This window comes from Aurantiacibacter gilvus, assembly GCF_038289935.1.
In the GTDB taxonomy this organism is placed as follows: Bacteria; Pseudomonadota; Alphaproteobacteria; order Sphingomonadales; family Sphingomonadaceae; genus Alteraurantiacibacter; species Alteraurantiacibacter gilvus.
In genome coordinates, this window is the sequence record NZ_JBBYHV010000001.1 from 614,963 (window position 1) to 640,327 (window position 25,365).

Sequence of the window (25,365 nt, forward strand, 5' to 3'; positions counted from 1 at the left end):
TACGGGTCAGGGCGAGGTGAACCCGCTGTCTGACACGATCACGATGGCGATCACCGACGATACGGCGGACAGCGATGCGACGCCGGGCCAGATCGTGATCTCGATCGTGGACGACATCCCGGTGCCTGTGGTCGCGGATTCGGCCAGTCTTGCCAACGTGCTAGGTGCGATTGGCACGTTCGATCTCGATGTCGATGATAATGTCGACGACAATCTTGGTGCCGATGGTCGCGGAGGGGTGATCTTCTACAGTGACGGGACGCTGACGGACGACACGATCGATATCCTCGAAGCGCAGAACCTCACTTCGGGCCTGGCGCCGCTTGAATATGACATCCAGAATGGCGGGACCTTGCTCATTGCCACGAAGTCGACCGATAACTCGGAAGTCTTCCGGATCGAACTCGAGCCGACGGGCAATGAAGACCAGTATGTCGTAACGGTCAGCCAAAAGGTGGATGCGACGACTGATGTCGACTTCAACGATGGCGGATACAACTTCGTAGGTGGCAACACTTCGTGGGCGGGTTTCACTGTCCCGGGCGACAATGACAGCCAGGACCTCCTGCTATCGCCGGTAAACGGCGGTTCCGTGAATACGAATGCCAATGAAGGCGGCGTTGACAACAACAACGTCGGAAGCGGCGAAGCCATGCGGGTTGATTATGTCATCGACCTAGTCGGTACTCCCGTATCCGGCGGTGATTTCTATGGAGGAGACGACACCCAGAACTTCGATGGTCACTACACCATCAACGGCGGCTCGGCCTACTTCACCCAGATCACCAGTTCCACAACGGTGACAATCGCTGCGTTCGACGATGACGACAGTGGGACTGTGAAGGACGTCGGTGACGGCGCGCCTGACGCCATCACTGCAATTGCAATTTCTTTCAATAGCGTGACCAGCGCTCAGATCGTCGCGGACGGCACATACAATGTCGGTGGCAACAACTTCACGGTGACCTTCAACGGCGATGGGACTGTCAACGTGGCGGGTGTTCCCTCGGACACGCGGATCGCTGCCTATACTGTGGACGGCTACAATAGCGTCGAATGGGGCCATGGTGGTGGCAACACATTCAAGATCGGCGATTTTGGCGCTTCGGTCGTCACCGATGATCCGATCAGCTTCGACGTGCCGATCTATGTTGTCGATGGTGATGGTGACAGGGTTTCCTCTGGCAATCTGGCAATCACGCTAAATCCGATCGAGCCTGTTGTTGCGCTTGATCTGGATGGTGATGGTGTCGAGTTCCTGGGGACCGATGCAGGTATCATGTACGACCTGAACGGTGATGCGGTTGTCGAAAACGTGGCCTGGGTCGGCCCGGACGACGGCTTCCTGGTGATCGACGCCAACTCTAACGGCGCGGTGGATTCAGCGAGCGAGATCGTCTTCGACAATGGCTCCAACAATGCGTTCGAGTTCCTGGCGGCGCTGGCTGCGAGCGGGGATGCCAATGCGCTTGATCCGGCAGACGCCATCTGGCTCCAATTGGGCGTGTGGCAGGATGCCGACAGCGACGGGGTCTTCGACGCTGGCGAGTTCTTCACCATGGCAGATCTTGGCATTACCTCGATCTCCATCGTGGACGACAGCGTTCGCTTTGCCGACGCCAATGGAGAAGTCGTTGTACACGGTTCGGCCGAGTTCGTGACTGACGGATCCGGCACGCTCGCAGCCGGCTCTTTTGATGTCGTCAACGCTCAGGTCGATCCGGTCAATCAGGCGTCGAATGACAATCCTGCGAATGACGAAGATGCCGTCATGGCCATGCTCTCCCACGGTACGGGACAGTTCGACGGCCGGCCTGTGTCAATCCTGGAAAGCCGCCTGTCGGATAGCTTCATTGTGTCTGCTGCGATGGCAGGCTTCATGGCTGGCATGCCAGTACAGGGTGTGGCGGCTGCCAGTTCTACCCAGTTCATCAGTTCGATGTCGTCGTTCACTCCGCCTTCGCTCGCAGGCGTCGATATGCCTGCGCTGATCGAGAGCTACGGCATGGTCGCCGGTGATGGCAATCTGTTGGGGGTGAGCTCGCTTTCGGCATGGGCTTCGGGCGACGCCCACACGACAAACTTCCGGTCGGCGATCGAGCAGGGACTATCCAATCCCCTCAGCCACTCAAATGGCGAGTCTTCGATCTCTGCCAGCGAACTGGCAGCCGCCGAGCCCGCAATAGAGGCCGCAGCCATATCCTTCGATGGCCAGGACATGGTGGGATCAAGCTTGATGGAAGCCCTTTTGATCATGGGAGGGGCCGACGGTCCGACGAGGCAGTCCGATGCGATGGACCTACTCGCCGCCGAAGAAGTGATGGCAGACGTGCTGGCAGAACGCATGGTTGATGCACTTGTCGAGCAATTCGCTGACCATTCGGCTGCCGGCCATGCCGATGCAGCTGAAGCGGTTGTGGAGCAAATGTCAGCATTCCTCGGGTTCGATGTAACGGGAACGGCAGGTCTGATGACATTCGGAGTAAATGACGTTTCGGTGGACGATGGTGCGGACCATGTATTATTGCATGGTTAAATTGGGGGGAATCTGATGCTTGGAATTCGTTCGTTAACCGCATGGTCTGCTTGTGGTGTAGTTGGTGTAGCGCTGACTGCATCGGCGGCACTGGCGCAGTCGGAAGATTATTCGGAGCTGATGGCTCTTGGTGATTCTGCCTTGGTGGACGAACTGGACAGGCGCTATCAGGCCGGTCTGGCTGCTTCACTCGACAACGCCCTTATCGCCGCGGATGACCCACGCTACCTGTGGGCGCTCGAAACCAAGACCCAATGCGCCATTGCGCTGGGTTTCATGGAATCGTCCACCCGCGATGCGACCAGCATCGCCAATTGTGTCGAGGCGTCCAATCGGATGACCGAAGTGCCGGCGCCGCCTGCCGTGACAGTCATCCCACCCCCACAACCTCCACAGCAACGCCCCGCCTCTTGCGATGACGCGATTGTCGGAATGGTGTTTTTCGATTTCGATTCCGCAGAGTTGCGCCCAGACTCGACTGCAGCGCTTAATTCCGTGGCGGATAACATTTCGGTTTGCGGTTGGAGCGCACTGAGTGTGGTCGGTCACACCGACCAGGCTGGCACAGATGCCTACAACATCGGCCTGTCGCAGGAACGCGCCAATGCCGTGGCAGCAGCCTTGCGCAGCAGAAGCATCGGCGGTGTTCGAATTGAAGTGGCTGCAAGGGGGGAAAGCGAACCTCGGGTCCCATTGGCCGATGGAACGCGAAGCCCGCAGAATCGCCGCGTCGAGATTTCGGCTGACTAGTTGGGGGATGATAAGATGAATGCTTTTTGCAAAATCGCAATCGCCGTCGCCATGACAACCTGCTCGCCGGCAGCTCTGGCGCAGAGTGATGGTGGTGTGCTCTCGATGCGCGAAGTTATCGAAACCGCAATTTCCTCGAATCCCGAGGTGATACAGGCGCAGATGAACACGGAGGCGATCCAGTTTGAGCGTGAGCAGGCGCAATCGCTCTATTTTCCCACGATTGACGTGGAGGCATCTGCCGGACTGCGGAGGCTGGAGAACAACACCCGGCGCACGTTGAATATTTCAGATGACTGGTTGAACCCGCTTGAAGCAAGGGCAAGGGTCGACTGGACGATTGTCGATTTTGGACGCCGTCGGGGCGAACTTCTGCGCCAAGCCGCACGTGTCGATGGGGCATCGCTGCGTGTGGTCGAACGCTCTGAATTCATTGCCTTGCAGGTAGCACGGCAATATCTCAACATCCTGCTGCAGGAACGTATCGTTGCGGCGGCAACCGACAACGTGGTCTTCCACCAGCAGATGGTGGGCAGCCTGTCGGACGGCGTGCAGCAAGGATCCATCAGCGTGGCTGATTTGCAGCAGGCGGAAGAGCGTCTGCAGGCGGCAACGGTCCTTCATGCCGAGGCTGAAGAGGACCTGCAGAACGCGCGCACTTCGCTTCGCCGCCTGACGGGGCTCGATATTGCGCGTGTCGCCTTGCCTGAGACAATGGTGGCAATGTTGCCGGCTAGCAAAGAGGCCGCAATTGGGATGGCCCGCACCGACAACCCGCTTGTTCGCGAGGCGCAGGCAGATGTCGATGCGGCAAATGCCATGGTTACTTCGGCACGAGGCGAGCTTGCGCCGGAAATCGGCATCGATCTTACCGGGCGGATTGGCGAGGATATTGACGGCTTCCAAGGCGAAACCAACGATGTCCAGGGGCGTGTCTATGTTCGCTGGCAGTTGTTCGATGGCGGGCGGCGTTCGGCCCAGGTGCAGGAAATGGTCCGGCGATCGAGCGAGGCGCGCTACCGCCTGCATGATCGGGTGCGAGAAGCCGAAGAGGATGTCACCAATGCCTGGACCGCGATGACGACACAGCAGACGATCGGTTCGGCGCTCGAGCGCCAGTCGCAGGTGAGCGACGATCTGCTGCTGTCCTACCGCAGCCAGTTCAACATCGGGCGACGTTCTTTGCTTGACGTCCTCGATGCGCAGAATACACGGTTCAACACGCAGGTGCGTCGCGAGACTTCGCGCTTTTCCGAGATTTTTGCCCGCTACCAGATCCTGGCGGCAACCAACCAGTTCCTCAATGCACTCGAGCTCTCGCCAGGCGCGGGCGCTGGCATGATGGAACGCGAACGGTTCGATTATGGGCCATCTGTGCCAGCCGAATTGCATGAGCGTCGCTATCCGCGATAGCGGGTTGCGACGAACAAGGAGCATGCAACGTGTACCAGGCAGGAGATTTCTCCGGAGCAGCTGAAAAGGATTCTCTGGTCCTGGCCTTGACGCGGCTTGCGGCACATTTCGGTCTGTCCGACCCGAAAGCACTGTTCGATACGCTGCCCCGCGATGAAGCGGGCATGCTGCCTTTCCACCAGGCGTCCGCGGCCCTGGACCTTGCGGGCATGAACCACGAAGCCACGACCGGCAGGAGGCTCCCGCGCAGACCGGAGGCATATCCGGCGATCGCTCGCATGGAAGCGGGGGTGGCGCTGCCTGTCCTCGAGCTTTCGGGCTCGGACGTGCTGGTCTATCCAGTTGATGCGGACGGGCCCGTCTGGAGTTCTCTGAGCGAGGTCGAAAGCGAGTTTTCCGGCGAGTTCATTAGCGTTGTAGCCAATCCGGATCGCCTGCGTGAACAGGATGCTCCCTGGCATGCGAAAGGTCGATATCACTGGTTCTGGTCGGAACTGCGCAAGGAGCGAAAGGCATTTCGCCCTGTCCTCTTGGCCTCGCTGATCATCAATTCGCTGGCGCTGTCTCTGCCGCTGTTCTCGATGAACGTTTATGACCGCGTGATCCCCAATCGTGCGGAATCCTCGTTGTGGGTACTAGCCACCGGCGTCCTGTTGGCATTTACACTCGAGTTCTTCCTGCGCACGGCACGTACCAATGTCGTCGACCAGATTGGCAGGAAGCTTGACCTGCGGCTGTCGCAGAAACTGTTTTCGCGTGTGCTCTCGACACCGATGAACGGGCGGCGGGGCAGTACAGGTGCCCTGGCAGCGAGGGTAAACGAATACACGCTTGTTCGGGATTTCTTTGCTTCCACGACCATCGTCCTCATGGTCGATATTCTCTTCCTCGTCCTGTTCATCGCTGTCATTGCTTACATCGCAAAGTGGCTGGCAATTGTGCCGGTCATTGCGATGGTACTGATGGCAATCGCGGGCTTCGTCTTGCAGCGCAAGGTTACCGATGCCGCCCGCGATGCGCAGGCCGACCTGGGCCTGCAACAGACTGTGCTGGTGGAATCGATTGCCGGCATGGAAACACTCAAGAGCGTTTCTGGCGAGCGACGGTTGCTGGGCAAGTGGCATTCGCTGGCCCAGGTGAGCAGCCATTCGCAATTGCGCCTGCGCCATATCTCTTCGACGGCCGTCGCATTGGCATCTTCGTTCCAGCAGGTTTCCAGCGTCGCGCTGGTTGTTGGTGGTTATTATCTCTTTGCCGCTGGCGAAATCAGCATGGGTGCGATCATCGCAATTGTCATGCTGGCATCGCGGTCGCTTTCCCCTGCCGGGCAGATCGCCGTACTGCTCACCCGCGGGCGGCAAGCGCGCGAAGCGCTCGATTCGATCGAGGATATGTTCAAGGGCGAGGATGAGCGGCAGGCAGGTAGCATGTCACTGCCTGTAGCACGGTCGGGAGGCTACCGGGTTGAACTCGAGAACCTGTCGTTTGCCTATCCCGACAGTCCCGTAAATTCGCTCGATGGCCTTAGCCTGAAGATCGAACCGGGTGAACGCATCGCGGTTGTCGGCCGGGTGGCGTCGGGCAAGTCGACGCTCGGGCGCGTGCTGTGCGGACTATATCCGCCGAGCGACGGAGCCCTGACCGTAGAAGGCATCGACAGCCGGCAGTTCCGTCCGTCGGAAATGCGCCGGGCCTTTCGCTTCGTCGGTCAGGATGCCAACCTGTTCACGGGTAGCGTGCGCGAGAACATCGCGCTTGGCGCACCAGGGGCAACCGATGAAGAAGTGCTGGCAGCGCTCAATATGAGTGGTGCCGATGCATTCCTGGCACGCGATGCAGCGGGGTTCGACCGCGAAGTGGGCGAACAGGGGCGTCGCCTTTCCGGTGGCCAACGTGCATTCCTTGCCCTTTCGCGCGCATTCGTTTCACCGTTCGAATTGCTTTTCCTCGATGAGCCCACAGGGGCGATGGATGCCAACACGGAGAGCCAGCTGGTGACCCGCCTGCGCGATGTCATCGGCGAACGGCAGACACTTGTTGTTGCCACACACCGCCCGGCGCTCTTCGATGTCTGTGATCGCATCATCGTACTGAACAATGGCCGTGTCGTGGCTGATGGCCCCAAGGCCGAGATCCTGCAAAACCTCGCCGGAAAGGCAGGATAGCGCCATGCTGAGAACGGTCTTGTCCCGCTTATACGGTTCGCATTCGGGCTTGTGGCGATTGCTGATTGGCGGCGTGGCGCTGGCCTTCCTGTCGGCCCCCAGCGTTCCAGTCTCGCTGGACATCTATTTCGCAGGTCGGGTCGTCCCGCAGGAAGAAGCGACGGCGCTGGCAAACGAATTGTCGGCGTTCACGGTCCAGGGCGAAGCCTTGATCGATCAAGATGCGCTGTCTGCACAGGAACGCAATGCCGACATTCCGCTCGCTGCCAGGTTGAGCGATCACATGGCTCCCTTTCGCAGTATCTCCACTCAGTCGGCCAGCTATTCGACCGCGCTCGATTGCCTGACCGAGGCGGTTTATTACGAAGCAGCGAACGAGAGCACATTGGGCAAGCGCGGCGTGGCGCAGGTCATCCTCAATCGCGTGGCTCATCCGGCCTATCCGTCTTCGGTTTGCGGCGTGATCTACCAGGGCTCGTCTGATCCGGTCTGCCAGTTCAGCTACACTTGTGACGGGGCCTTGGCGCGACGGCCGTTGGCCAATCTTTGGCAACAATCGCGCGAAGTCGCGCGGGCTGCCCTCAACGGCTACGTGGAAGAGAGCGTGGGAACGTCCACGCACTACCATGCGGACTATGTACTGCCGTACTGGGCCTATCGACTGGAGAAGGTCCATGTCGAAGGACGCCACATCTTTTACCGCTTGCCCGGTACCGCCGGGCGTTCGGCCAATTTCATGGAACGCTGGAACGGGCGGGAGTACAAGCCTGCGTTCAATCCCGAACGGTTCGCGCAGGTTGATGCGGATATCATCGATGGGGAGGCCGACGATAATATTGCCGCAGGACTGCCGCGTGACATAACTGATCGGCGAGCAGAATATGATGTAGGTGGTCGGCTCGACACTTCGACCGGGTGGAGGCTGTCCATTCCCGATCCGACGACTGCCAGCACCAGTTACCGTGCCGCCTTGGAGGATCAACAGGTTGAGACGGCGTCTCCGCAAGTGGCAGGGGCTATCCAGCCATGAGCATCACTGAAAGGTTCGCAGGCTGGGATGCCAATCGCCGGCTCATTGCGATTTCCTCCGTGGCAATCCTGCTGCTGCTCGTCTGGGCAAGCATCGCGCAGGTCGATGAGATCACGCGGGGGCAGGGCAGGGTAATTCCGTCAAGCCAGGCCCAACTTGTGCAACCCGCCGAGTCCGCGGTCATCGCTGAGATCCTGGTGCGCAGCGGGGAGAGCGTGGTCCAGGGACAGGTGCTTGTGCGCCTGGACGATAGCCTTGCGGCTTCCGAGTTGGGTCAACTCGAAGCGGAGAATGCCCGACTGGCTGTGCGGGCTGAACGACTGGAAGGGGAGGCGGCCGGCTCTCAAATGGGTTGCGAGCCCGGATCGGTCTGTGCCGAAGAGGCGCAACTCCAGCGTGTGCGACTAGCAACGGCACGCAGCCGCGAAGCCGCCCTTGCAGCTGCTGTCGAGCAGCGTCGTCGCGATTTGCAGGAGGCGGAAGCAACTGTGGCATCACTCCAGGAAAGTGTCACGCTGGCGCAGGAGCAGGTCACGATGCTCGAGCCGCTGGCGCAGCAAGGTATCGTCCCGCAAACGGAACTGCTCACCGCGCGGCGTGAATTGGTCGACGTGCGCGGAAGACTATCCGCAGCACGCCAGGCAACAGCACGCGCATCTGCGTCAATCAGGGAAGCCCAGGCGGACTTGCAGTCTGCGCGGCTCGATTTCCGGCAACAGGCGCTGGGCGAGCGTAGCGAAGTTGAAACGCGGATTGCCGTGAATGAAGAAAGCATCCGTGGCGCAACGGCTCGGCGAGATCGGAATGAATTGCGGTCCCCGACGACAGGCATTGTGAACAACCTCCAGATCACGACCGAAGGCGGATTTGTTGGTGCGGGCGAAACGATCATGCAGGTGGTGCCGGTGGGTGATCGCCTGCTGGTGGAAGCCCGAGTGAGCCCCCGCGATATCGGGTTTGTGGCCGTCGGCGATCCCGCAAACGTCAAGGTGACCGCTTACGACTTTGCCACTTACGGCGGTTTGTCAGGAAATGTGGTCGAAGTCTCTGCCGACAGCATCTACGACGAGGTGGAGCGGGAAGCCTATTACCGCGTGCTGATCGAGACCGAGCGCAGCTATGTCGAAAGGGACGGCCAGCAGTTTCCCATCGTCCCCGGCATGATCACTGAAGTCGAAATTATCACCGGAGCCAAGAGCATTTTGGCCTACCTGCTGAAGCCGGTTACCCGTGCGCTGGATAGCGCCCTGTCCGAGAGATAGGAGAGCCGCACTTCGTCCGGTCGCTGCGAGTATGTAAGCGCGGCAGGAGCGGTCCTGCCGTGCAGCCAGGCAGACTCTGTGTTGAAGCTCAATGTTGGCCGGTAGTCGAACGAGACGCTGGCCGGAAGCAGCACGTCCGTAGCATTGTCGAGCATGTAAGGCCTTCCAGCGACACGAACGATCAGAACGGCGTGATCGGAATTGCGCACCAGATCCCGGGCAAGCGTAAGGAACATCTGGCTGCGGTCGAAGCCAAGTGCGGCCAGCATCTGGTATTTCAGGATTGCGAAATCCTCGCAGTCACCGCGCCCGGATTGCAGTGTCTCGTTCGCGGTAGCCCAATAGTCGCGGACGCCGTAGTTCGCGAGATCCTCGGTGTATTGGATGCGGTGGTTAGCCCAGCGATTCACTTGCGACAGCGTGTCCAGATCGACTTGTGCGTTGCCACCGAGGAGTGTTTCCACATTCCGGGATGCCAGGCTTGTAGAGGAAACGCGCTGCCAGTCATCGTTGAAAGGTGTGTTGTGGATGCCGACACGTGAACTGCCGAGAAAATCCTCGGCCGACCTTGGAGCGACAATCGTGACGGCTGGAACTGGGGCGGGAAGGTGAATGTCCAGCGAAATCGCGGCAAGGCAGGACGTCGAGGCGAAAGCCGGAACATCCGATCCGTTTGTGAAAGATGCGGTGGACGCTGCCTCCGGATGGAGCTGCCCTTGCTGCTGTCGGATCATGTCCAACGCGCTGGGTGTTCCACCAAGGATGTCCGACGACTTCGTGACTTGCGCTGCCGGTCGGGCGGCTGCGGCAGGCTCGAAGCGGTGGGGCGTGCAATTGTTGGCCGTCGAATAGGGCGAGGCAGGCTGATCGGGCATCACGAACGCCTGTGCCGTTGCCGGCATCATGCATGAGGTCACGCATGCTCCGATCACCAGCTTGACTAGCCGTGATGCTTTGTTGCGATGGTTTGCCCGATCGAGAGTCATGCAAGCCTGATGGCTGGCATTTCCCTAAGGCCGGGTGGGAGCATGTGGTTACTGACGTGGTAACCGATATTAAAGCGCCATATTTCAATTGGGTATTATGGCCTGAATAGCGCGAAACTTGTAAAAGCTCGAATGGCGTGCTTAATTATTCCCTGCGATTGGGGGGAATTCTGAACTTGGAAATTTCAAGTGCCAGAGGCCGGTTCACAGGGAACTTGATAGGCTGGACCTGCATTGGCTCTGCCTTGTCGGGCATTGCCTTTGGTTTGGTGCTTTCCGTTCTTTTCCCCAGTTCGGTGAAGCTTGATACCCAGGCTTATGTCCAGAGGTCGGCGCTCCCCGAAAGTGGTCTAACGATGCCCCGGATTCTGCATGCCGGCCCCATTCCTGCTGGAGCGGAGGCCGAAGGCCTGGACGGCACGCCGACGTTGGAGCCTTCCGATAGCACTACGGTCGCTGGTACAGATCTTCAGCTTGGAGGCACCTTGCAGGATCGAGGGCAGGTCCAGACGCTGCCTGACGGCCAACAGATGCTGCGCATCAACTTCGACCTGGGTTCGGTTGATGACAACTCGAATGACGTGGAGATTAGCAAGCCAATCCGTTTCAACGGGCAGGAAGTGGGGATTGCAAACCTTGCCATCGACCAGCGTTCGCAACTGCTTGTTTCTTCCGAAGATTTGAGCAACTTTTTGCCCGAGGAACTGTTCGCCCGGATCGATACAGGAGCGACCTATATTGGGTTTGATGACCTGCGGGCTCGCGGGCTTGTTGTCAGCTATGATCCGCTTGCTGATGTAGTCGAGATCGTTTCCTGACAAGAGTAGCGGTGTTGCTCTATTCTTGGAGATGCACAGGCTGACTTCCGGCGAAGTGCGGCGAAGGACGAGGCCTTCGGTCCGAGACTCGTTGCCTCTGGCCAGCTTGCTCCACCACCCATCTCAAACACTTGTCTCTGTTTGCAGGAACCTAGCCCAAGTTCGCGGAACAGGAGGGTTTGCGAGGTCATTTCCTTAACGGGCGCATCCTTTGGCGTGTCTCTCCGGCGATATCAGGGGACTTGTTCAGCACCCGTTTCTGCCGGAGGATATAACCCGCCTACTGCACGAGCGACCGGAGGGCGTTGAAGGACTCGCTCTTCCCGGCATGCCGATCGGCTCGCCGGGGATGGAAATGGGTGATCGCACACAATCCTACCAAGTGTTTGCTTTCGGCAGCGCCGGTAGCAGCGTGTTTGCGAGTTACGAGTAGAACCGAAGGAGAAGGACCATGAAGCGATTGATTGTAGCATTGGCAGCAGGAGGCATGCTTGCCGGACCGCTCGCAGCGCAAGACCAAGATACCACTGCCGAAGCCGAACAGCCGCAGATGTGCGAAATGATGCACAACGGTGAGCGGATGCAGGGCATGATGATGCGCGGCGACGACGGCACGATGACCTGCCAGATGATGGAGCACGGCCAGATGGACCTTGCAAACATGGATCACGGGCACATGCAGCACGGCTCGATGGACCATGGCCAGATGCAGCATGGCTCGATGGACCATGGCCATATGGGGCACGGACAGGCCGCCGAACCCAGCGCGGCCGAAAGTCAGACCGAAACTCCCCAGAGCGATCCCGCCCCGCAGGATCATTCGGCCCACGAAGGCCACACCCCCGGCTGAGTCCCCTGAGGACGGTTATGGAGCGAGCGCCTGAAGAAGAGATCGCGGCGCTCGCTTTCCCCTTAGTTCGGTTGTTCCGGAGAGCCACTCACGCCGCCAGGGGAACTCGAGGAGGAGAAGAACAATGGCGAAATCCGCAATCGGCCAGAGCATCAGGATCTGGGGATGGACACTCAGTTTGTTCCTCCTGATCACCTATCTCGTCTGCATCGCCTTCGGGTTGGTTGCTCCTGAACAGATGCACATGCACCGCGCCTGGGCACCACTCTTGCCTGGCTTCGAGTGGCTGACCGTTTCCGGGTTCATCGCCGGTGCCGTGGGAAGCTTCCTTTATGGCTGGTATGCTGCGATCCTGCTGGTTCCGCTGTATAACCATTTCAGTCGTCGCGCCGGTTAAGACCGCGCATAATCGAGGAGCTTCCCGATATGGCTCACGACCACGAACACGCCGGGCATTGCAGTCATCACACTGACAAAGATGCTCCAAGCGACGGGCGTTACGACACCGTCCCCGAAGGCTACGAGGGAGCGGTATACACCTGCCCGATGCACCCGCAGGTCCGGCAGACGCACCAGGGGTCCTGTCCGATATGTGGCATGGGGTTGGAACTGGAGTCGGCCACAATGGTCGAGGAAGGTCCCAATCCCGAACTCGTCGATTTCACGCGCCGCTTCTGGGTTGGCGCGATTCTGACCGTCCCCTTGCTGGTCCTGACCATGGGGCCGCTGGTCGGCCTCTCCGGCATCCGAGAGTTGTTCGGCGAACGCGCCACGCTTTGGATCGAGTTTGTCCTTGGCACGCCAGTGGTGCTGTGGTGCGGATGGCCATTCCTGGTGCGCGGCTGGAATTCGTTCCGCACGCTCAACCTCAATATGTTCTCGCTCATCGGAATGGGTGTGATCGCGGCCTATGCGTTCAGCGTGGTGGCCGTAATCGCACCGGGAATTTTCCCTGAGGGCTTCCGCGATGCCGAAGGCCATGTCGGGGTCTATTTTGAAGCCGCGGCGGTTATCGTGACGCTGGTCCTGTTGGGGCAGGTCATGGAACTGCGTGCCCGTGAAGGGACAGGCAAGGCAATCCGCGCCCTGCTCGACCTTGCAGCGAAGACCGCGCGCGTCATCCGTGAAGATGGCAGCGAGGAGGAAATACCTCTCGAACATGTGCACGTAGGCGATCGCCTGCGCGTGAGGCCGGGCGACAAGGTGCCGGTCGATGGCGAAGTCGTCGATGGCAGGTCGTCTGTCGATGAGAGCATGATTTCGGGCGAGCCAGTTCCGGTCGAGAAGGTCGCAGGCGATCCCGTCACCGGGGCCACGATCAACGGCACAGGCAGCCTCGTGATCGAAGCCAAGCGGGTTGGATCGGACACCATGCTCTCGCAGATCGTCGAGATGGTGGCTGCTGCGCAGCGTTCGCGGGCGCCGATCCAGAAATATGCAGACGAGGTCGCAGGCTGGTTCGTCCCGGCGGTAATCGGTATTGCCGTGCTCGCATTCATCGCGTGGGCCATCTGGGGACCTGAACCCACCCTCGCTTACGCCCTGGTCGCCGCCGTAGCCGTTCTCATCATTGCCTGCCCCTGTGCGCTTGGTCTGGCCACTCCCATGTCGATCATGACCGCCACCGGCAGGGGCGCGCAGGCTGGCGTGCTGATCAAGAACGCCGAAGCGCTTGAACGCTTCGAGAAGATCGACACTCTGATCGTGGACAAGACCGGCACGCTCACCGAGGGCAAGCCAAGGCTTGTCGCCGTTCTGCCGCAGCCGGGGAAGGAAGAAGACGAAGTCTTGCGAGTAGCCGCATCGCTCGAACGCGGCTCCGAACATCCTCTGGCCGAGGCCATCGTAAATGGTGCCGAGGAGCGAGGCATCGTCCTGACTGAGGCCAAGGAGTTCGAGGCGGTCACCGGCAAGGGTGTGAAGGGCAAGGTCGATGGGCACACGGTCGTGCTCGGCAACAAGGCGATGATCGAGGACCTCGGCCTTGCCGCCGGTGATCTGGTCGAAAAGGCCAACCAGCGCCGCGACGAAGGCGAAACCGTGATGTTCGTCGCTATCGATGGGGCGATTGCCGGACTCGTAAGCGTGGCTGACCCGGTCAAGGAAACCACGCCTGACGCGCTCAAGGCGCTGCATGCCCTTGGCCTGCGCATCATCATGGCGACGGGCGACAACGAACGCACCGCCAGGGCTGTTGCCGCACGGCTCGGCATCGACGAAATCCGCGCCGACGTCCTCCCCGAAGACAAGGCCCGCATCATTCGCGAATTGCAGGATGGCGGAGCCAAGGTGGCCATGGCAGGCGACGGCGTAAACGATGCCCCCGCACTGGCACAGGCCGATGTCGGCATCGCCATGGGCACCGGCGCGGATGTCGCGATCGAAAGCGCGGGCATCACCCTGGTGAAGGGCAATCTCGACGGGATCGTTCGTGCGCGGCGTCTTGCGCAGGCAACCATGAGTAACATCCGGCAGAACCTGTTCTTCGCCCTGATTTACAATGCTGCCGGAGTGCCTGTTGCCGCGGGCATCCTGTATCCGATTGTCGGCATGCTTATCAGTCCGATGTTTGCTGCCTTTGCAATGAGTGCATCCTCTATCTCTGTGGTCCTCAACTCCCTGCGGTTGCGTACGGCCAGACTGTGACGGACGGGCACCAAGATCACACCGATGGTGAGCACTCGCACGGCGGATCGGAAGAGAAGGAAAGCATAACGCTCGGCGGCGCTGTTGCCATGGGCACCGGGGTGATGATCGGCGCGGGTATCTTCGCCCTTACCGGACAAATCGCCGAACTCGCCGGACCATTGTTCCCGCTGTCATTCATCGCCGGTGCCATCGTCACTGCCCTCGCTGCCTACAGCTATATCAAGATGTCCAACGCATGGCCTTCGTCAGGCGGCATCGCGATGATCCTGCAAAAGGCATACGGCCCCGGCACCGTAGCCGCTGCTGCCTCCCTGCTCATGGCGCTTTCGATGGTGATCAATGAAAGCCTCGTCGCACGCACCTTTGCCACCTACGCGCTGCGTCCGTTCGATATGCAGGACAACGGCCTACTGCAGTCGGCATTGGCACTGGCGCTGATCGTGTTCGCCTATCTCGTAAATGCTTCGGGCAACCGCTCGGTGAGCATGGTCTCGATCGTCATGTCCGCGATCAAGATCGGGGGTATCGCAATCTTCGCTGTCGCCGCTCTCTGGATGAGCGGAATTTCCGGTGGAGCCTTCGCCGAACCGACAGGCCCTTTCGGATGGGAAGGGATGGTTGCTTCCGTCGCCTTTTCAATCCTTGCCTTCAAGGGCTTCACGACAATCACCAATAGCGGTGGCGAGATCGTTGATCCGCACCGTAACGTCGGGCGCACGATCATGATTGCCATCGGCATCTGCGTCGTGACCTATCTCCTTGTTGCAGCTGCAGTGGGCGCGAGCCTTGGTATCGACGAAATCGTGGCGGCCCGCGATTACTCGCTGGCGGCAGCTGCCGAGCCCGCACTTGGCCGCGTCGGATTCTGGTTCACGATTGTCATTGCTATCACCGCCACAGCTTCCGGCGTCGTGGCGAGCGTGTTCGCCGTATCCCGTATGCTCACCATGCTTACCGAGATGAAAATGATCCCGCACAGCCACTTCGGAATGAAGGGCAGCCTGCGCAGCCACCTGTTGGTCTACACGGTGGTGGTCGCAGGAGCCCTGGCCGTCCTGTTCGACCTCTCCCGCATCGCAGCCCTTGGTGTGTTCTTCTACCTGGTCATGGATATACTCGTGCATTGGGGTGTCCTGCGCAACTTGCGCAAGGAGATCGGAGCGTGGGCCGAGATCCTGCTGGCAGCACTGGCAGCTGATCTGGTTGTTCTGGGTGCCTTCACGTGGACCAAGGTGCAGACCGATCTGATGATCGTCGTCTATGCCGCACTGGGAATTGCAGTTGTTTTCATCGGAGAACAACTTTTCCTGAGCCGAAGGGAAGCCAACGAAGACCAGCCCGCTTAGCGGCGCAATGGTCGAGCCAGGGAGGCGAGAGTCATTTCGGGTTCCAGACAAGACCGTCAAATAGGTGCAAGCCATCCCGAAGTGTGGCTGGCCGTTCAGGGCTTCCTCGTCGCCTTCCTATGGGAAATGCTCCAGATGCCGTTCTACGTCATGGATGGCATGACGGCATGGGCAGTAACCAAGAGCTGTGCTCTCGCGTCATTCGGCGATGCAGGCATCATGGTCGGTGCCGCATGGATCGCCAACCGCACTACCGGCGGTCGTCTCTGGAAGAAGAGGTCAGACTGGGGGCCTGTTGCGATCTTTCTTGCAATTGGGCTGATGGTGACTGCGGCTGTCGAATGGCTGGCATTGAGAGCCGACTGGGGCTGGCAATATGCCGACACAATGCCCACAATAGCCGGAATTGGCCTTGTGCCATTAGCAATGTGGGTATGTGTTCCGTTATTCTCCATTTTGCTAACAAAGCGTATCTCGAATTAGCTTCCGAATTCCTCGCTCCTGGAACGACCGGGCCGAAAACCGTGCATACTGGACTTTTGCCAATTTGCCCTTGGACGTTCGCGTGAAATGCTCCGAGAAGTCGTATCTCTGCGTGGAACGAAGGGTTGCCGCCAGCGGTTGGATCAAGCAGCAGTCCGAGGATGTACTCGGCTTTCATAGCTACGAGGGCTTCTGACAAACTTCGACGGGAAAAAGATCGGAACTGATGCATGACGTACTACCATTCCACGACCATCGATGCGCCTCTTGACGAGGCACTGGAAAAGGTCCGGAAGGCTCTTGGTGATCAGGGTTTTGGCATCATCAACGAGATCGACATGGCCAAGACACTGAAGGAGAAGATCGGAGCCGACTTTCGGCCCTATCGCATCCTCGGAGCCTGCAATCCGCAATTGGCTTACGAGGCTCTGCAACTCGAGGACAAGGTGGGAACCATGTTGCCCTGCAATGTCATCGTTCAGCAACTGCCGTCAGGCTCCATCGAAGTTGCCGCCATCGATCCAGTGGCATCGATGGCCGCGATCGAGAATGACGCGCTGAAAGAGGCAGCGCAGCGCGTTCGCGACAAGCTCCAAACCGCCATCGATACATTGCGGGATAGCTGACACAATAGGCTCGTCGACGCGATGTCCGCCCATTGTCGCATGGTCTCCGGAAGCGGAAACTCGGCTGGCGGTCCGTTTGTGGCCCTCCGTCGTGACAGCGCCACCGACGTTGACCTTGCGATGTGTCGCCACATGCCGAAGAACTGATGAAATCGGCCTGAGAGTGCGATGAACAGCAACACCACCTAGGGTTATCGGCGATCCTCCTGTATCGTGTTTTGCGCGGTGAATCGCCTGCCGGCCCGGTTCGCGCATGCATGAAGGGAGTGCGCTAGCGATGAAGACCGGCGGCACCGGAGCGGCATTCAGCGGCAAGGGCCTGCGCAAGATCTACGTTACCGGCGAGACCGAGGTGCATGCCCTGCGCGGCGTCGACCTTGCCATCGAGGCCGGCGAGATCGTCGTCCTGCTGGGCCCGTCGGGCAGCGGCAAGTCCACGCTACTCAACATCATCGGCGGGCTCGACCGTCCGACGGAAGGCGAGTTGTTCTACCGCGACCTCCGGCTCACCGGCATGCCCGAAAGCGAGCTGACCCGCTACCGGCGCGAGAATATTGGCTTCATCTTCCAGTTCTACAACCTCATTCCCAGCCTGACGGCTGAAGAGAATGTGCGGCTGGTGACCGACATCGCGGACGAGCCGATGGATGCACTGGATGCGCTGGAACTGGTCGGGCTAGGCGAGCGCGCGCAGCACTATCCGGCGCAGCTTTCGGGCGGCGAGCAGCAGCGCGTTGCGGTCGCCCGGGCGATCGCCAAGCGACCTGGCGTGCTGCTTTGCGACGAACCGACAGGCGCGCTCGATTCCGCGACCGGCGTCCGTGTGCTGGAGACGCTGGAACGGGCCAATCGTGAGCTGGGCACCACGGTGCTGATAATCACCCACAATGCCGGGATCGCGGCGATGGCCGACCGCGTCCTGCACTTCCTGGATGGGCAGATCGCCCGTGTGGTGGAGAACGAGAACACCATCGAACCGGGCGAGATAAGCTGGTGAACGCCCTCGACCGCAAGCTGTTGCGCGATCTGTGGCGCATGCGTGGCCAGGTGCTGGCCATCGCGCTGGTCCTGGCTGCCGCAACCGCGACCTTCGTGCTGTCGGTGGGCGTCTACGGATCGCTCACCGAAACGCGCGACGCCTATTACGCGCGCAACCACTTCGCCGATGTCTTCGCCTCCATGACCCGCGCTCCGCGATCGGTCGTGGCGCGGGTCGGCGAGATCGAGGGCGTGCAGCGCGCCGAGGGCTCAATCAAGCAATTCGCCACGCTCGACTTTCCCGATCGCAACGTACCGGTGCGCGCGCTGATCAATTCGGTGGACGAATTCGGGCGCACGCAGCTCAACCAGGTCACCTTGCGCGCCGGACGGATGCCGCATCCCGGAGAGGCGGGCGAAGTGGTGGTGGATGAGGCCTTTGCCGAAGCCAACGGGCTGGGCCCGGGCGACAGCCTCGAGGCACTGATCTACGGCAGCCGGCAAAGGCTCGACATCGTCGGCGTGGGACTTGCGCCCGAATTCATCTATTCGATCGCACCCGGCGACCTGATCCCCGACAATGAGAGATACGGCATCTTCTGGATGGGCCGCCGCGCGCTCGAGGCGGCGACCGACCGCACCGAGGCGATCAACAGCCTCGCCCTGACGCTGGAGCGCGGCGCCTCGCAGGAGGAGGTGATCCGACGGATTGACCGTATCCTCGATCCTTATGGCGGAACCGGGGCCTATGGCCGCGAGGACCATATCAGCCATGCCTTCCTCGACAACGAGTTGATGCAACTCGACGCGATGACCCGCGTCATCCCTCCGGTCTTCCTGTTCGTCTCGACCTTCCTCGTCTATATCGTGCTGGGCCGGATGATCCGCACCGAAAGGACGCAGATCGGGCTGCTCAAGGCGTTTGGATATTCGGGCCGCCAGATCGGCTGGCACTATTCCAAGTTCGCACTGGCGATTGCCCTGGTTGCGACGCTGCTCGGCTCGCTCGCAGGCATCTGGATGGGGCAGGGAATGACCCGCCTCTACGCCGAATATTACCGCTTCCCCTTCCTCTATTACCATATCTCGCCCGGGGTGTTCCTCGCGGCTTCCGGCCTGTCGCTGGGCTCGGCCGGCCTGGGTGCGCTGGGCGGCATGCGCAGCGCGATCACGCTCGCACCCGCGGTGGCCATGTCACCGCCGCCGCCGCCGGTCTATCGCGCCGGCGCGATCGAGGCGCTGGGCAGGAGGGCAGGCCTTTCCGCCATCGGCCACATGATCGTGCGGCATATCGCACGCTGGCCGGGCCGTTCGGCGATCACTGTGCTCGGCGTGGCGCTTTCACTCGGCCTGCTCTTCTCGACTATGCAGTTCATGGATTCGAGCCGGACAATGCTCGATTCCTTCTTCTTCCGGGCCCAGCGGCAGGACCTGACGGTGAGCTTCACCGAGCCGCGTAACGAAGACGTGCTGTTCGGGCTGGCGCAGATCCCCGGCGTCCTGCGGGTGGAACCGACCCGCGCGATCGCGGTCAAGATGAGCAATGGCAACCTGATCGAACGAACCGCTATCGAGGGCTCGGCGCCCGATTCCATGCTCACCGCGCGGATCGACAGCAGCGGCGCGGAAATCCCCCTGCCCGTGTCGGGCCTGATGCTCAGCCGCCAGCTGGCCGACCAGTTGCAGGTGGGAGCGGGCGATGCGGTCCATGTGGAGATGCTCGGAGGGAGGAGGACACAGCGGATGCTCCCCGTCGCCGGGATCGTAGACGAGTTCATCGGGGCGCGGGCCTATGCCGCGCCGCAGACCATGGAAGCACTGGCCCGCGATCGGGCGCCGGTCGCCTCCGCCTTGCTGCGGATCGACCCTGCCGCACGCGACGCAATTCTGACCGAACTCAAGGAAATGCCCGTGGTTTTGGGCGTAACAGAACGCGATGCCGCGCTGCTCAAGTTCAAACAGATGATTGATGACAACCTCTTCACCATGATGTTCTTCTACGTTGCCTTTGCCAGCGCCATCGCGATCGGCGTTGTCTACAACAGCGCCCGGATACTCTTTTCCGAACGCGCGCACGAGCTCGCGACATTGCGGGTGCTCGGCTACCATCGCACCGAGGTCGGTATCGTGTTGCTGGGCGAACTGGCCCTGCTGGTGGTCGCCGCCGTGCCGCTCGGCTGCGTGATCGGTTACTGGATGGCCCAGTTGATGACAGCCATGTTCAGCTCCGATCTGTTCCGCCTTCCCTTCGCGCCGAGCCGTGCGACATACGGCTATGCTTCGCTGATCGTTCTCGTAGCCGCCCTGGCCACCGCAGCGCTGGTCGCGCTCAGGGTCTTGCGGCTCGACATGATAAGGGTACTCAAGGCGCGCGAATGATGACCGAATTCCTGAAACGCTGGCGCTGGGCGCTGATCGTTGCAGCCTTCCTGCTGCTGGGGATGGTCTATGCCTTCTGGCCTGAGTCCACGCTTGTCGATACGGCCCGGGTCGATCGCGGGCCGATGGCGGTAGGGATTACCGACGACGGGATCACCCGTGCGGAAGAGTATTATGTCGTTTCGGCACCGGTCACCGGCTATCTCGACAGGATCGAGCTGGAAGCTGGCGACATGGTCGCGGCCGGTGCGTTGATCACCCGGATGCGGGGGCGCCCGTCGACCCCGCTCGATCGCCGCAGCGCGGAGGAATTGCGCGGCGCCCTGGCAGCGGCGGAAGCCGCCAGCGCCGCGGCGCGCTCTACGCTGGACCAGTCGCGCCGCGACCTGGCGCGCGCGGAGGAGCTGTCCGAACGCGGCTTTCTCGCCCGCGCACAGCTGGAGGCCTTGCAGACGCGCGTTGCCACCGGCGAGGCGGCGCTGGCGCAGACGCGGGCGGAAATCGTGCGGATACGCGCCCTGCTGAGCCAGCCGGCGGGCAATGCCGGCACCACGCCCGTGCCGGTGCGCGCACCGACAGGTGGTTCGGTGATGTCGGTGATTACCGAGAGCGAAGGCGTGATCGCCGAGGGTGCGCCGCTTGTGACCATCGGCGATCCTTCGCAGATTGAAGTGGTGGTGGACCTGCTTTCGCGCGAGGCGGTGCGCGTTTCGCCCGGAGACAGGGTGGAAATCACCCAGTGGGGCGGACCCGATCCCCTGGTCGGCGTGGTCGACCGCATCGAACCGTTCGGGCGCCTGAAAATCTCCGCGCTCGGAATCGAAGAGCAGCGCGTCAATGTCATCATCACCTTTGCCGACGATGCGCATGCGCAGGCCGCGCGACTGGGCCATGGTTACCAGATCGATGCGACGATCGTCTTGTGGAGTAGCGACGATGCCCTGCGCGTACCGATCGGCGCGCTGTTTCGCGGGGGCGACGGGGCCTGGCACGTCTTTGTGAGCGATGGTGGCCGGGCGCGGGAGCGCGAGATCACACTCGATCACATCAACGACGAGTATGCAGAGGTGACCGGCGGCCTGAGCGAAGGTGAGATCGTCGTCCTCAATCCGGGCAACGCGCTGGAAGACGGCGCGCGCATCAGCGGTCGATAGGGCCCTGTCTGTGCAAGAGCACCTAGTTGGGTGCTGAGGCGGTGAGCTTAGGGCGGGGCCTTGCCCGGACCGCGCCAGCACTTGAATAGTTCTCGACTTAGGGGCGCTCCGATTGACCAAAGCCGTTTCGCATGCAACGGCTTGGCGCACGAAGAGGAGTGCCAATGTCCGCCAATATCGCCGAAATGGAACGTCGCCGTGCAGCCGCCAAGCTGGGCGGCGGGCAGAAGCGGATCGACGCGCAGCATGCCAAGGGCAAGTTGACCGCGCGCGAACGGCTGGAAGTGCTGCTGGACGAAGGCAGCTTCGAGGAAGTCGATACCTACGTCGAGCACGACTGTGTCGACTTCGGCATGGAAGCGCAGAAGATTCCCGGTGACGGCGTGGTGACCGGCAGCGGCACGATCAACGGGCGGCTGGTCTATGTCTTCAGCCAGGACTTCACCGTCTTTGGCGGCTCGCTGTCGAAGCGCCATGCGGAGAAGATCTGCAAGGTGATGGAGACCGCGATGAGGGTCGGCGCGCCGGTGATCGGCCTCAACGATTCCGGCGGCGCGCGGATCCAGGAAGGCGTGGCTTCGCTGGGCGGCTATGCCGACGTGTTCCAGCGCAACGTGCTGGCCAGCGGCGTGGTGCCGCAGATCAGCCTGATCATGGGGCCTTGCGCTGGCGGCGCGGTCTATTCGCCGGCCATGACCGACTTCATCTTCATGGTGAAGGACAGCTCCTACATGTTCGTCACCGGCCCCGAAGTGGTGAAGACCGTCACCAACGAGGTGGTGACGCAGGAAGAGCTGGGCGGGGCGGTGACGCATACCACCAAGACTTCCGTCGCGGACCTCGCGCTGGAGAACGACCTCGAGGCGCTGCTTTGCACGCGCGAACTGATGGGCTTCCTGCCCGCCAGCAACCGCGCCGAACTGCCTGTCCTGCCGACCGACGATCCGTGGGACCGGCAGGAGGACAGCCTCGACATGCTGATCCCGGCCAACGCCAACCAGCCCTATGACATCCGGGAAGTCATCACCAAGGTGGTGGACGACGGCAATTTCTTCGAAATCCAGCCCACCTTCGGCGCGAATATCATCACCGGCTTCGGGCGGATCGAAGGTCGCCCCGTAGGCTTCGTCGCCAACCAGCCGATGGTGCTGGCGGGCGTGCTCGACATCAATGCCAGCAAGAAGGCCGCGCGCTTCGTTCGCTTCTGCGATGCCTTCAACATCCCGATCGTGACGCTGGTCGACGTGCCCGGTTTCCTGCCCGGCACGGCGCAGGAGCACAACGGCATCATAAAGCATGGCGCCAAGCTGTTGTTCGCCTATGCCGAGGCGACGGTGCCCAAGATCACCGTCATCACCCGCAAGGCCTATGGCGGTGCCTACGACGTGATGGCGTCCAAACACCTGCGCGGAGATCTCAACTACGCCTGGCCCACGGCCGAGATCGCGGTGATGGGCGCCAAGGGCGCGGTGGAGATCATCTTCCGCCAGGATCGCGACGATCCGGAGAAGATCGCCGAGAAGACCAAGGAATACGAAGACCGCTTCGCCAATCCCTTCGTGGCTGCCCAGCGCGGCTACATCGACGAAGTGATCTATCCGCACTCGACCCGCCGCCGCATTGCCTCCGGCCTGCGCAGGCTGCGCACCAAGAGCCTTGAGAACCCGTGGAAGAAGCACGACAACCTGCCGCTATGACCGAGAAGCCAACCAAGACCGACTGGCAGGAACGCGCCGCCAAGGAAGTGAAGGACCGCGACCTGACCTGGCAGACGCCCGAGAGCATTGCCGTGCAGCCGCTCTACACGGCGGAGGATGCCGAGGGGCTTGACCCGGGCCTTCCGGGGTTCGAGCCGTTCACGCGCGGGCCCTATGCCTCCATGTACACCGGCCGTCCGTGGACGATCCGCCAGTATGCGGGCTTCTCGACGGCAGAGGAGAGCAACGCTTTCTACCGCCGCAACCTGGCCATGGGGCAGAAGGGCCTGTCGGTCGCCTTCGACCTTGCTACCCACCGCGGTTACGACAGCGACCACCCACGCGTGGTCGGTGACGTGGGCAAGGCGGGCGTCGCCATCGATACCGTGCGCGACATGGAAATCCTGTTCGACCAGATCCCGCTCGACACCATGTCCGTGTCGATGACCATGAACGGCGCGGTGATCCCGGTCATGGCCTTCTACATCGTCGCGGCAGAGCGGCAGGGCGTCAGCGCGGACAAGCTGAGCGGCACCATCCAGAACGACATCCTCAAGGAGTTCATGGTCCGCAACACCTACATCTATCCGCCCGAACCGAGCATGCGGATCGTTTCGGACATTATCGCCTACACTTCGGCCAACATGCCGAAATTCAACAGCATTTCGATATCCGGCTACCACATGCACGAGGCCGGGGCGACCGCCGTGCAGGAGCTCGCCTTCACGATTGCCGACGGCAAGGAATATGCGAAGCGGGCGATGGCAACGGGCCTCGATATCGACGCCTTCGCGCCGCGCCTCAGCTTCTTCTGGGGCATCGGCATGAACTTCTTCATGGAAATCGCCAAGATGCGCGCCGCGCGCACGTTGTGGCACGAGGTGATGGAAGGGCTGGGGGCCAAGAACCCCAAGTCGAAGATGTTGCGCACACACTGCCAGACGAGCGGTGTCTCGCTACAGGAGCAGGACCCCTACAACAACGTCATCCGCACCACGCTGGAGGCTTTGTCGGCGGTGCTCGGCGGCACCCAGTCGCTGCACACCAATGCACTCGACGAAGCCATTGCCTTGCCGACCGACTTCTCCGCCCGCATTGCCCGCAACACCCAGCTGGTGATCCAGGAGGAAAGCGGTGTGTGCAACGTCGCCGATCCGCTGGGCGGAAGCTATTACATCGAGGCGCTTACTGCCGAGATCGCCGACAGGGCCCGCGCGCTGCTCGCAGAGGTCGACGCGGCTGGCGGGATGACCAGGTACGTCGCCAGCGGCAAGCCCAAGGCTGCCATCGAGGAAGCTGCCGCCGCGAAGCAGGCGACAATCGACAAGGGCGAGACCGTGATCGTCGGGGTCAACAAGTACCGCAAGGATCATGAGGACCCGATCGACACGCTCGATATCGACAACCACGCGGTGCGAGCCAGCCAGATCGCGCGGATCGAGAAGGTCCGCCGCAACCGCGACGAGGAGCAGGTGAAGGTGGCGCTCGCCAACCTGACGCGCGGCGCCCGGGTGGACCGCTCGGAGAACGAGGCCCTGCTGCGCGAAGGCCGCGACGAGAAGGGCGTGCCGCTGCCGCCCTCGCAGCTGGAGAAGCTCGCTGCCGACAGCGAGACCAACCTGCTGGCGCTGGCCGTCGAGGCCGCGCGGGCAGATGCCACGCTGGGCGAGATCTCGGCGGCGATGGAAGCGGCCTTCGGGCGCTACGACACCGTGCCCACGCCGGTGAAGGGCGTCTATTCCGCCGCTTACGAGGGTGACGCGCGCTACCGGGCCGTTGTCGAAGGCGTCGAAGCTGTGGGTCGCCGCCTAGGCCATGCCCCGCGCCTGCTGGTCGCCAAGATGGGCCAGGACGGCCATGATCGCGGCGCCAATGTGATCGCCAGCGCCTTTGCCGACATGGGCTTCGAGGTGGTTTCCGGCCCACTGTTCCAGACCCCCGAGGAAACCGCGCGACTGGCGCTGGAGAAAGACGTCGATGCCGTGGGCGCAAGCTCGCTGGCGGCGGGCCACAAGACGCTGATCCCCGAACTGATCGGCCACCTGCGCGATGCGGGCCGGGCGGATATCAAGGTGGTGGCCGGCGGGGTGATCCCGCAGCGGGACTACGACTTCCTCAAGAAGGCCGGGGTGCAGGGGATCTACGGTCCGGGGACCAACGTGGTCGAAGCGGCGGCAGACCTGCTGCGCCTGCTGGGCCACAACATGCCGCCTGCGGGCGATGAACTGGATGTGGCGGAGTAA

19 protein-coding genes and 1 pseudogene are annotated in these 25,365 nt (G+C 61.5%); 19 read left to right on the forward strand and 1 reads right to left on the reverse strand.

What is annotated here, in order from left to right:
* The 6 genes and pseudogenes from AAEO60_RS03050 to AAEO60_RS03075 all read left to right on the forward strand — a co-directional run.
* Positions 1-2,536: pseudogene (locus AAEO60_RS03050) on the forward strand (hypothetical protein); the annotation flags it as partial.
* A 15-nt stretch (positions 2,537-2,551) separates the two neighbouring features.
* On the forward strand, positions 2,552-3,286 hold the full coding sequence (locus AAEO60_RS03055) for an OmpA family protein (protein ID WP_341672175.1): 735 nt from the start codon (positions 2,552-2,554) through the stop codon (positions 3,284-3,286).
* A gap of 15 nt (positions 3,287-3,301) precedes the next feature.
* Positions 3,302-4,699, forward strand: a complete 1,398-nt coding sequence (locus tag AAEO60_RS03060) for a TolC family protein (protein ID WP_341672176.1) — start codon at positions 3,302-3,304, stop codon at positions 4,697-4,699.
* Between the two features lie 29 nt (positions 4,700-4,728).
* Positions 4,729-6,864: a type I secretion system permease/ATPase gene (locus tag AAEO60_RS03065; protein WP_341672177.1), complete on the forward strand. Its 2,136-nt coding sequence runs from the start codon at positions 4,729-4,731 to the stop codon at positions 6,862-6,864.
* 4 nt (positions 6,865-6,868) lie between these two features.
* A complete protein-coding gene (locus tag AAEO60_RS03070) occupies positions 6,869-7,894 on the forward strand; it encodes a cell wall hydrolase (protein WP_341672178.1) in 1,026 nt (341 codons plus the stop codon).
* A complete protein-coding gene (locus tag AAEO60_RS03075) occupies positions 7,891-9,156 on the forward strand; it encodes an HlyD family type I secretion periplasmic adaptor subunit (RefSeq protein ID WP_341672179.1) in 1,266 nt (421 codons plus the stop codon). Before AAEO60_RS03070 ends, AAEO60_RS03075 begins: the two co-directional genes overlap by 4 nt.
* Here the strand turns inward: AAEO60_RS03075 and AAEO60_RS03080 are convergent.
* Positions 9,102-10,142 (reverse strand): transglutaminase-like cysteine peptidase, encoded by a 1,041-nt coding sequence (locus AAEO60_RS03080; RefSeq protein ID WP_341672180.1) that lies wholly within the window; start codon positions 10,140-10,142, stop codon positions 9,102-9,104. The two genes, AAEO60_RS03075 and AAEO60_RS03080, sit on opposite strands and share 55 nt — an antisense overlap.
* Positions 10,143-10,387: 245 nt before the next feature.
* Here AAEO60_RS03080 and AAEO60_RS03085 point away from each other — a divergent pair, with 245 nt between their 5' ends.
* The 13 genes from AAEO60_RS03085 to scpA all read left to right on the forward strand — a co-directional run bounded on the left by AAEO60_RS03085 (position 10,388) and on the right by scpA (position 25,365).
* The gene (locus tag AAEO60_RS03085) at positions 10,388-10,960 is read left to right on the forward strand and encodes a hypothetical protein (protein WP_341672181.1); all 573 of its coding nucleotides are present in this window, start codon (positions 10,388-10,390) and stop codon (positions 10,958-10,960) included.
* 211 nt (positions 10,961-11,171) lie between these two features.
* Positions 11,172-11,393 carry a DUF411 domain-containing protein gene (locus tag AAEO60_RS03090; protein ID WP_423970072.1) on the forward strand — a complete coding sequence of 74 codons (222 nt, stop codon included), beginning with the start codon at positions 11,172-11,174 and terminating at the stop codon, positions 11,391-11,393.
* A gap of 18 nt (positions 11,394-11,411) precedes the next feature.
* A complete protein-coding gene (locus AAEO60_RS03095) occupies positions 11,412-11,810 on the forward strand; it encodes a hypothetical protein (RefSeq protein ID WP_341672182.1) in 399 nt (132 codons plus the stop codon).
* A 124-nt stretch (positions 11,811-11,934) separates the two neighbouring features.
* Positions 11,935-12,207, forward strand: coding sequence for a DUF5676 family membrane protein (locus tag AAEO60_RS03100; protein WP_341672183.1), 273 nt, complete (start codon positions 11,935-11,937; stop codon positions 12,205-12,207).
* A gap of 29 nt (positions 12,208-12,236) precedes the next feature.
* On the forward strand, positions 12,237-14,456 hold the full coding sequence (locus AAEO60_RS03105) for a copper-transporting P-type ATPase (protein ID WP_423970073.1): 2,220 nt from the start codon (positions 12,237-12,239) through the stop codon (positions 14,454-14,456).
* A gap of 89 nt (positions 14,457-14,545) precedes the next feature.
* Positions 14,546-15,805 carry an APC family permease gene (locus tag AAEO60_RS03110; RefSeq protein WP_341673535.1) on the forward strand — a complete coding sequence of 420 codons (1,260 nt, stop codon included), beginning with the start codon at positions 14,546-14,548 and terminating at the stop codon, positions 15,803-15,805.
* Between the two features lie 81 nt (positions 15,806-15,886).
* Complete coding sequence (locus AAEO60_RS03115; protein ID WP_341672184.1) at positions 15,887-16,288, forward strand: hypothetical protein; 402 nt, start codon at positions 15,887-15,889, stop codon at positions 16,286-16,288.
* Between the two features lie 230 nt (positions 16,289-16,518).
* Positions 16,519-16,914 carry a DUF302 domain-containing protein gene (locus AAEO60_RS03120; RefSeq protein WP_341672185.1) on the forward strand — a complete coding sequence of 132 codons (396 nt, stop codon included), beginning with the start codon at positions 16,519-16,521 and terminating at the stop codon, positions 16,912-16,914.
* A gap of 253 nt (positions 16,915-17,167) precedes the next feature.
* A complete protein-coding gene (locus tag AAEO60_RS03125; protein WP_341672186.1) occupies positions 17,168-17,911 on the forward strand; it encodes an ABC transporter ATP-binding protein in 744 nt (247 codons plus the stop codon).
* A complete protein-coding gene (locus tag AAEO60_RS03130) occupies positions 17,908-20,271 on the forward strand; it encodes an ABC transporter permease (protein WP_341672187.1) in 2,364 nt (787 codons plus the stop codon). The genes AAEO60_RS03125 and AAEO60_RS03130 overlap by 4 nt, the downstream gene beginning before the upstream one ends.
* Positions 20,268-21,425: an efflux RND transporter periplasmic adaptor subunit gene (locus AAEO60_RS03135; RefSeq protein ID WP_341672188.1), complete on the forward strand. Its 1,158-nt coding sequence runs from the start codon at positions 20,268-20,270 to the stop codon at positions 21,423-21,425. Before AAEO60_RS03130 ends, AAEO60_RS03135 begins: the two co-directional genes overlap by 4 nt.
* Positions 21,426-21,589: 164 nt before the next feature.
* Positions 21,590-23,122, forward strand: coding sequence for an acyl-CoA carboxylase subunit beta (locus tag AAEO60_RS03140; RefSeq protein ID WP_341672189.1), 1,533 nt, complete (start codon positions 21,590-21,592; stop codon positions 23,120-23,122).
* Positions 23,119-25,365, forward strand: a complete 2,247-nt coding sequence (gene scpA / locus AAEO60_RS03145) for a methylmalonyl-CoA mutase (protein WP_341672190.1) — start codon at positions 23,119-23,121, stop codon at positions 25,363-25,365. The genes AAEO60_RS03140 and scpA overlap by 4 nt, the downstream gene beginning before the upstream one ends.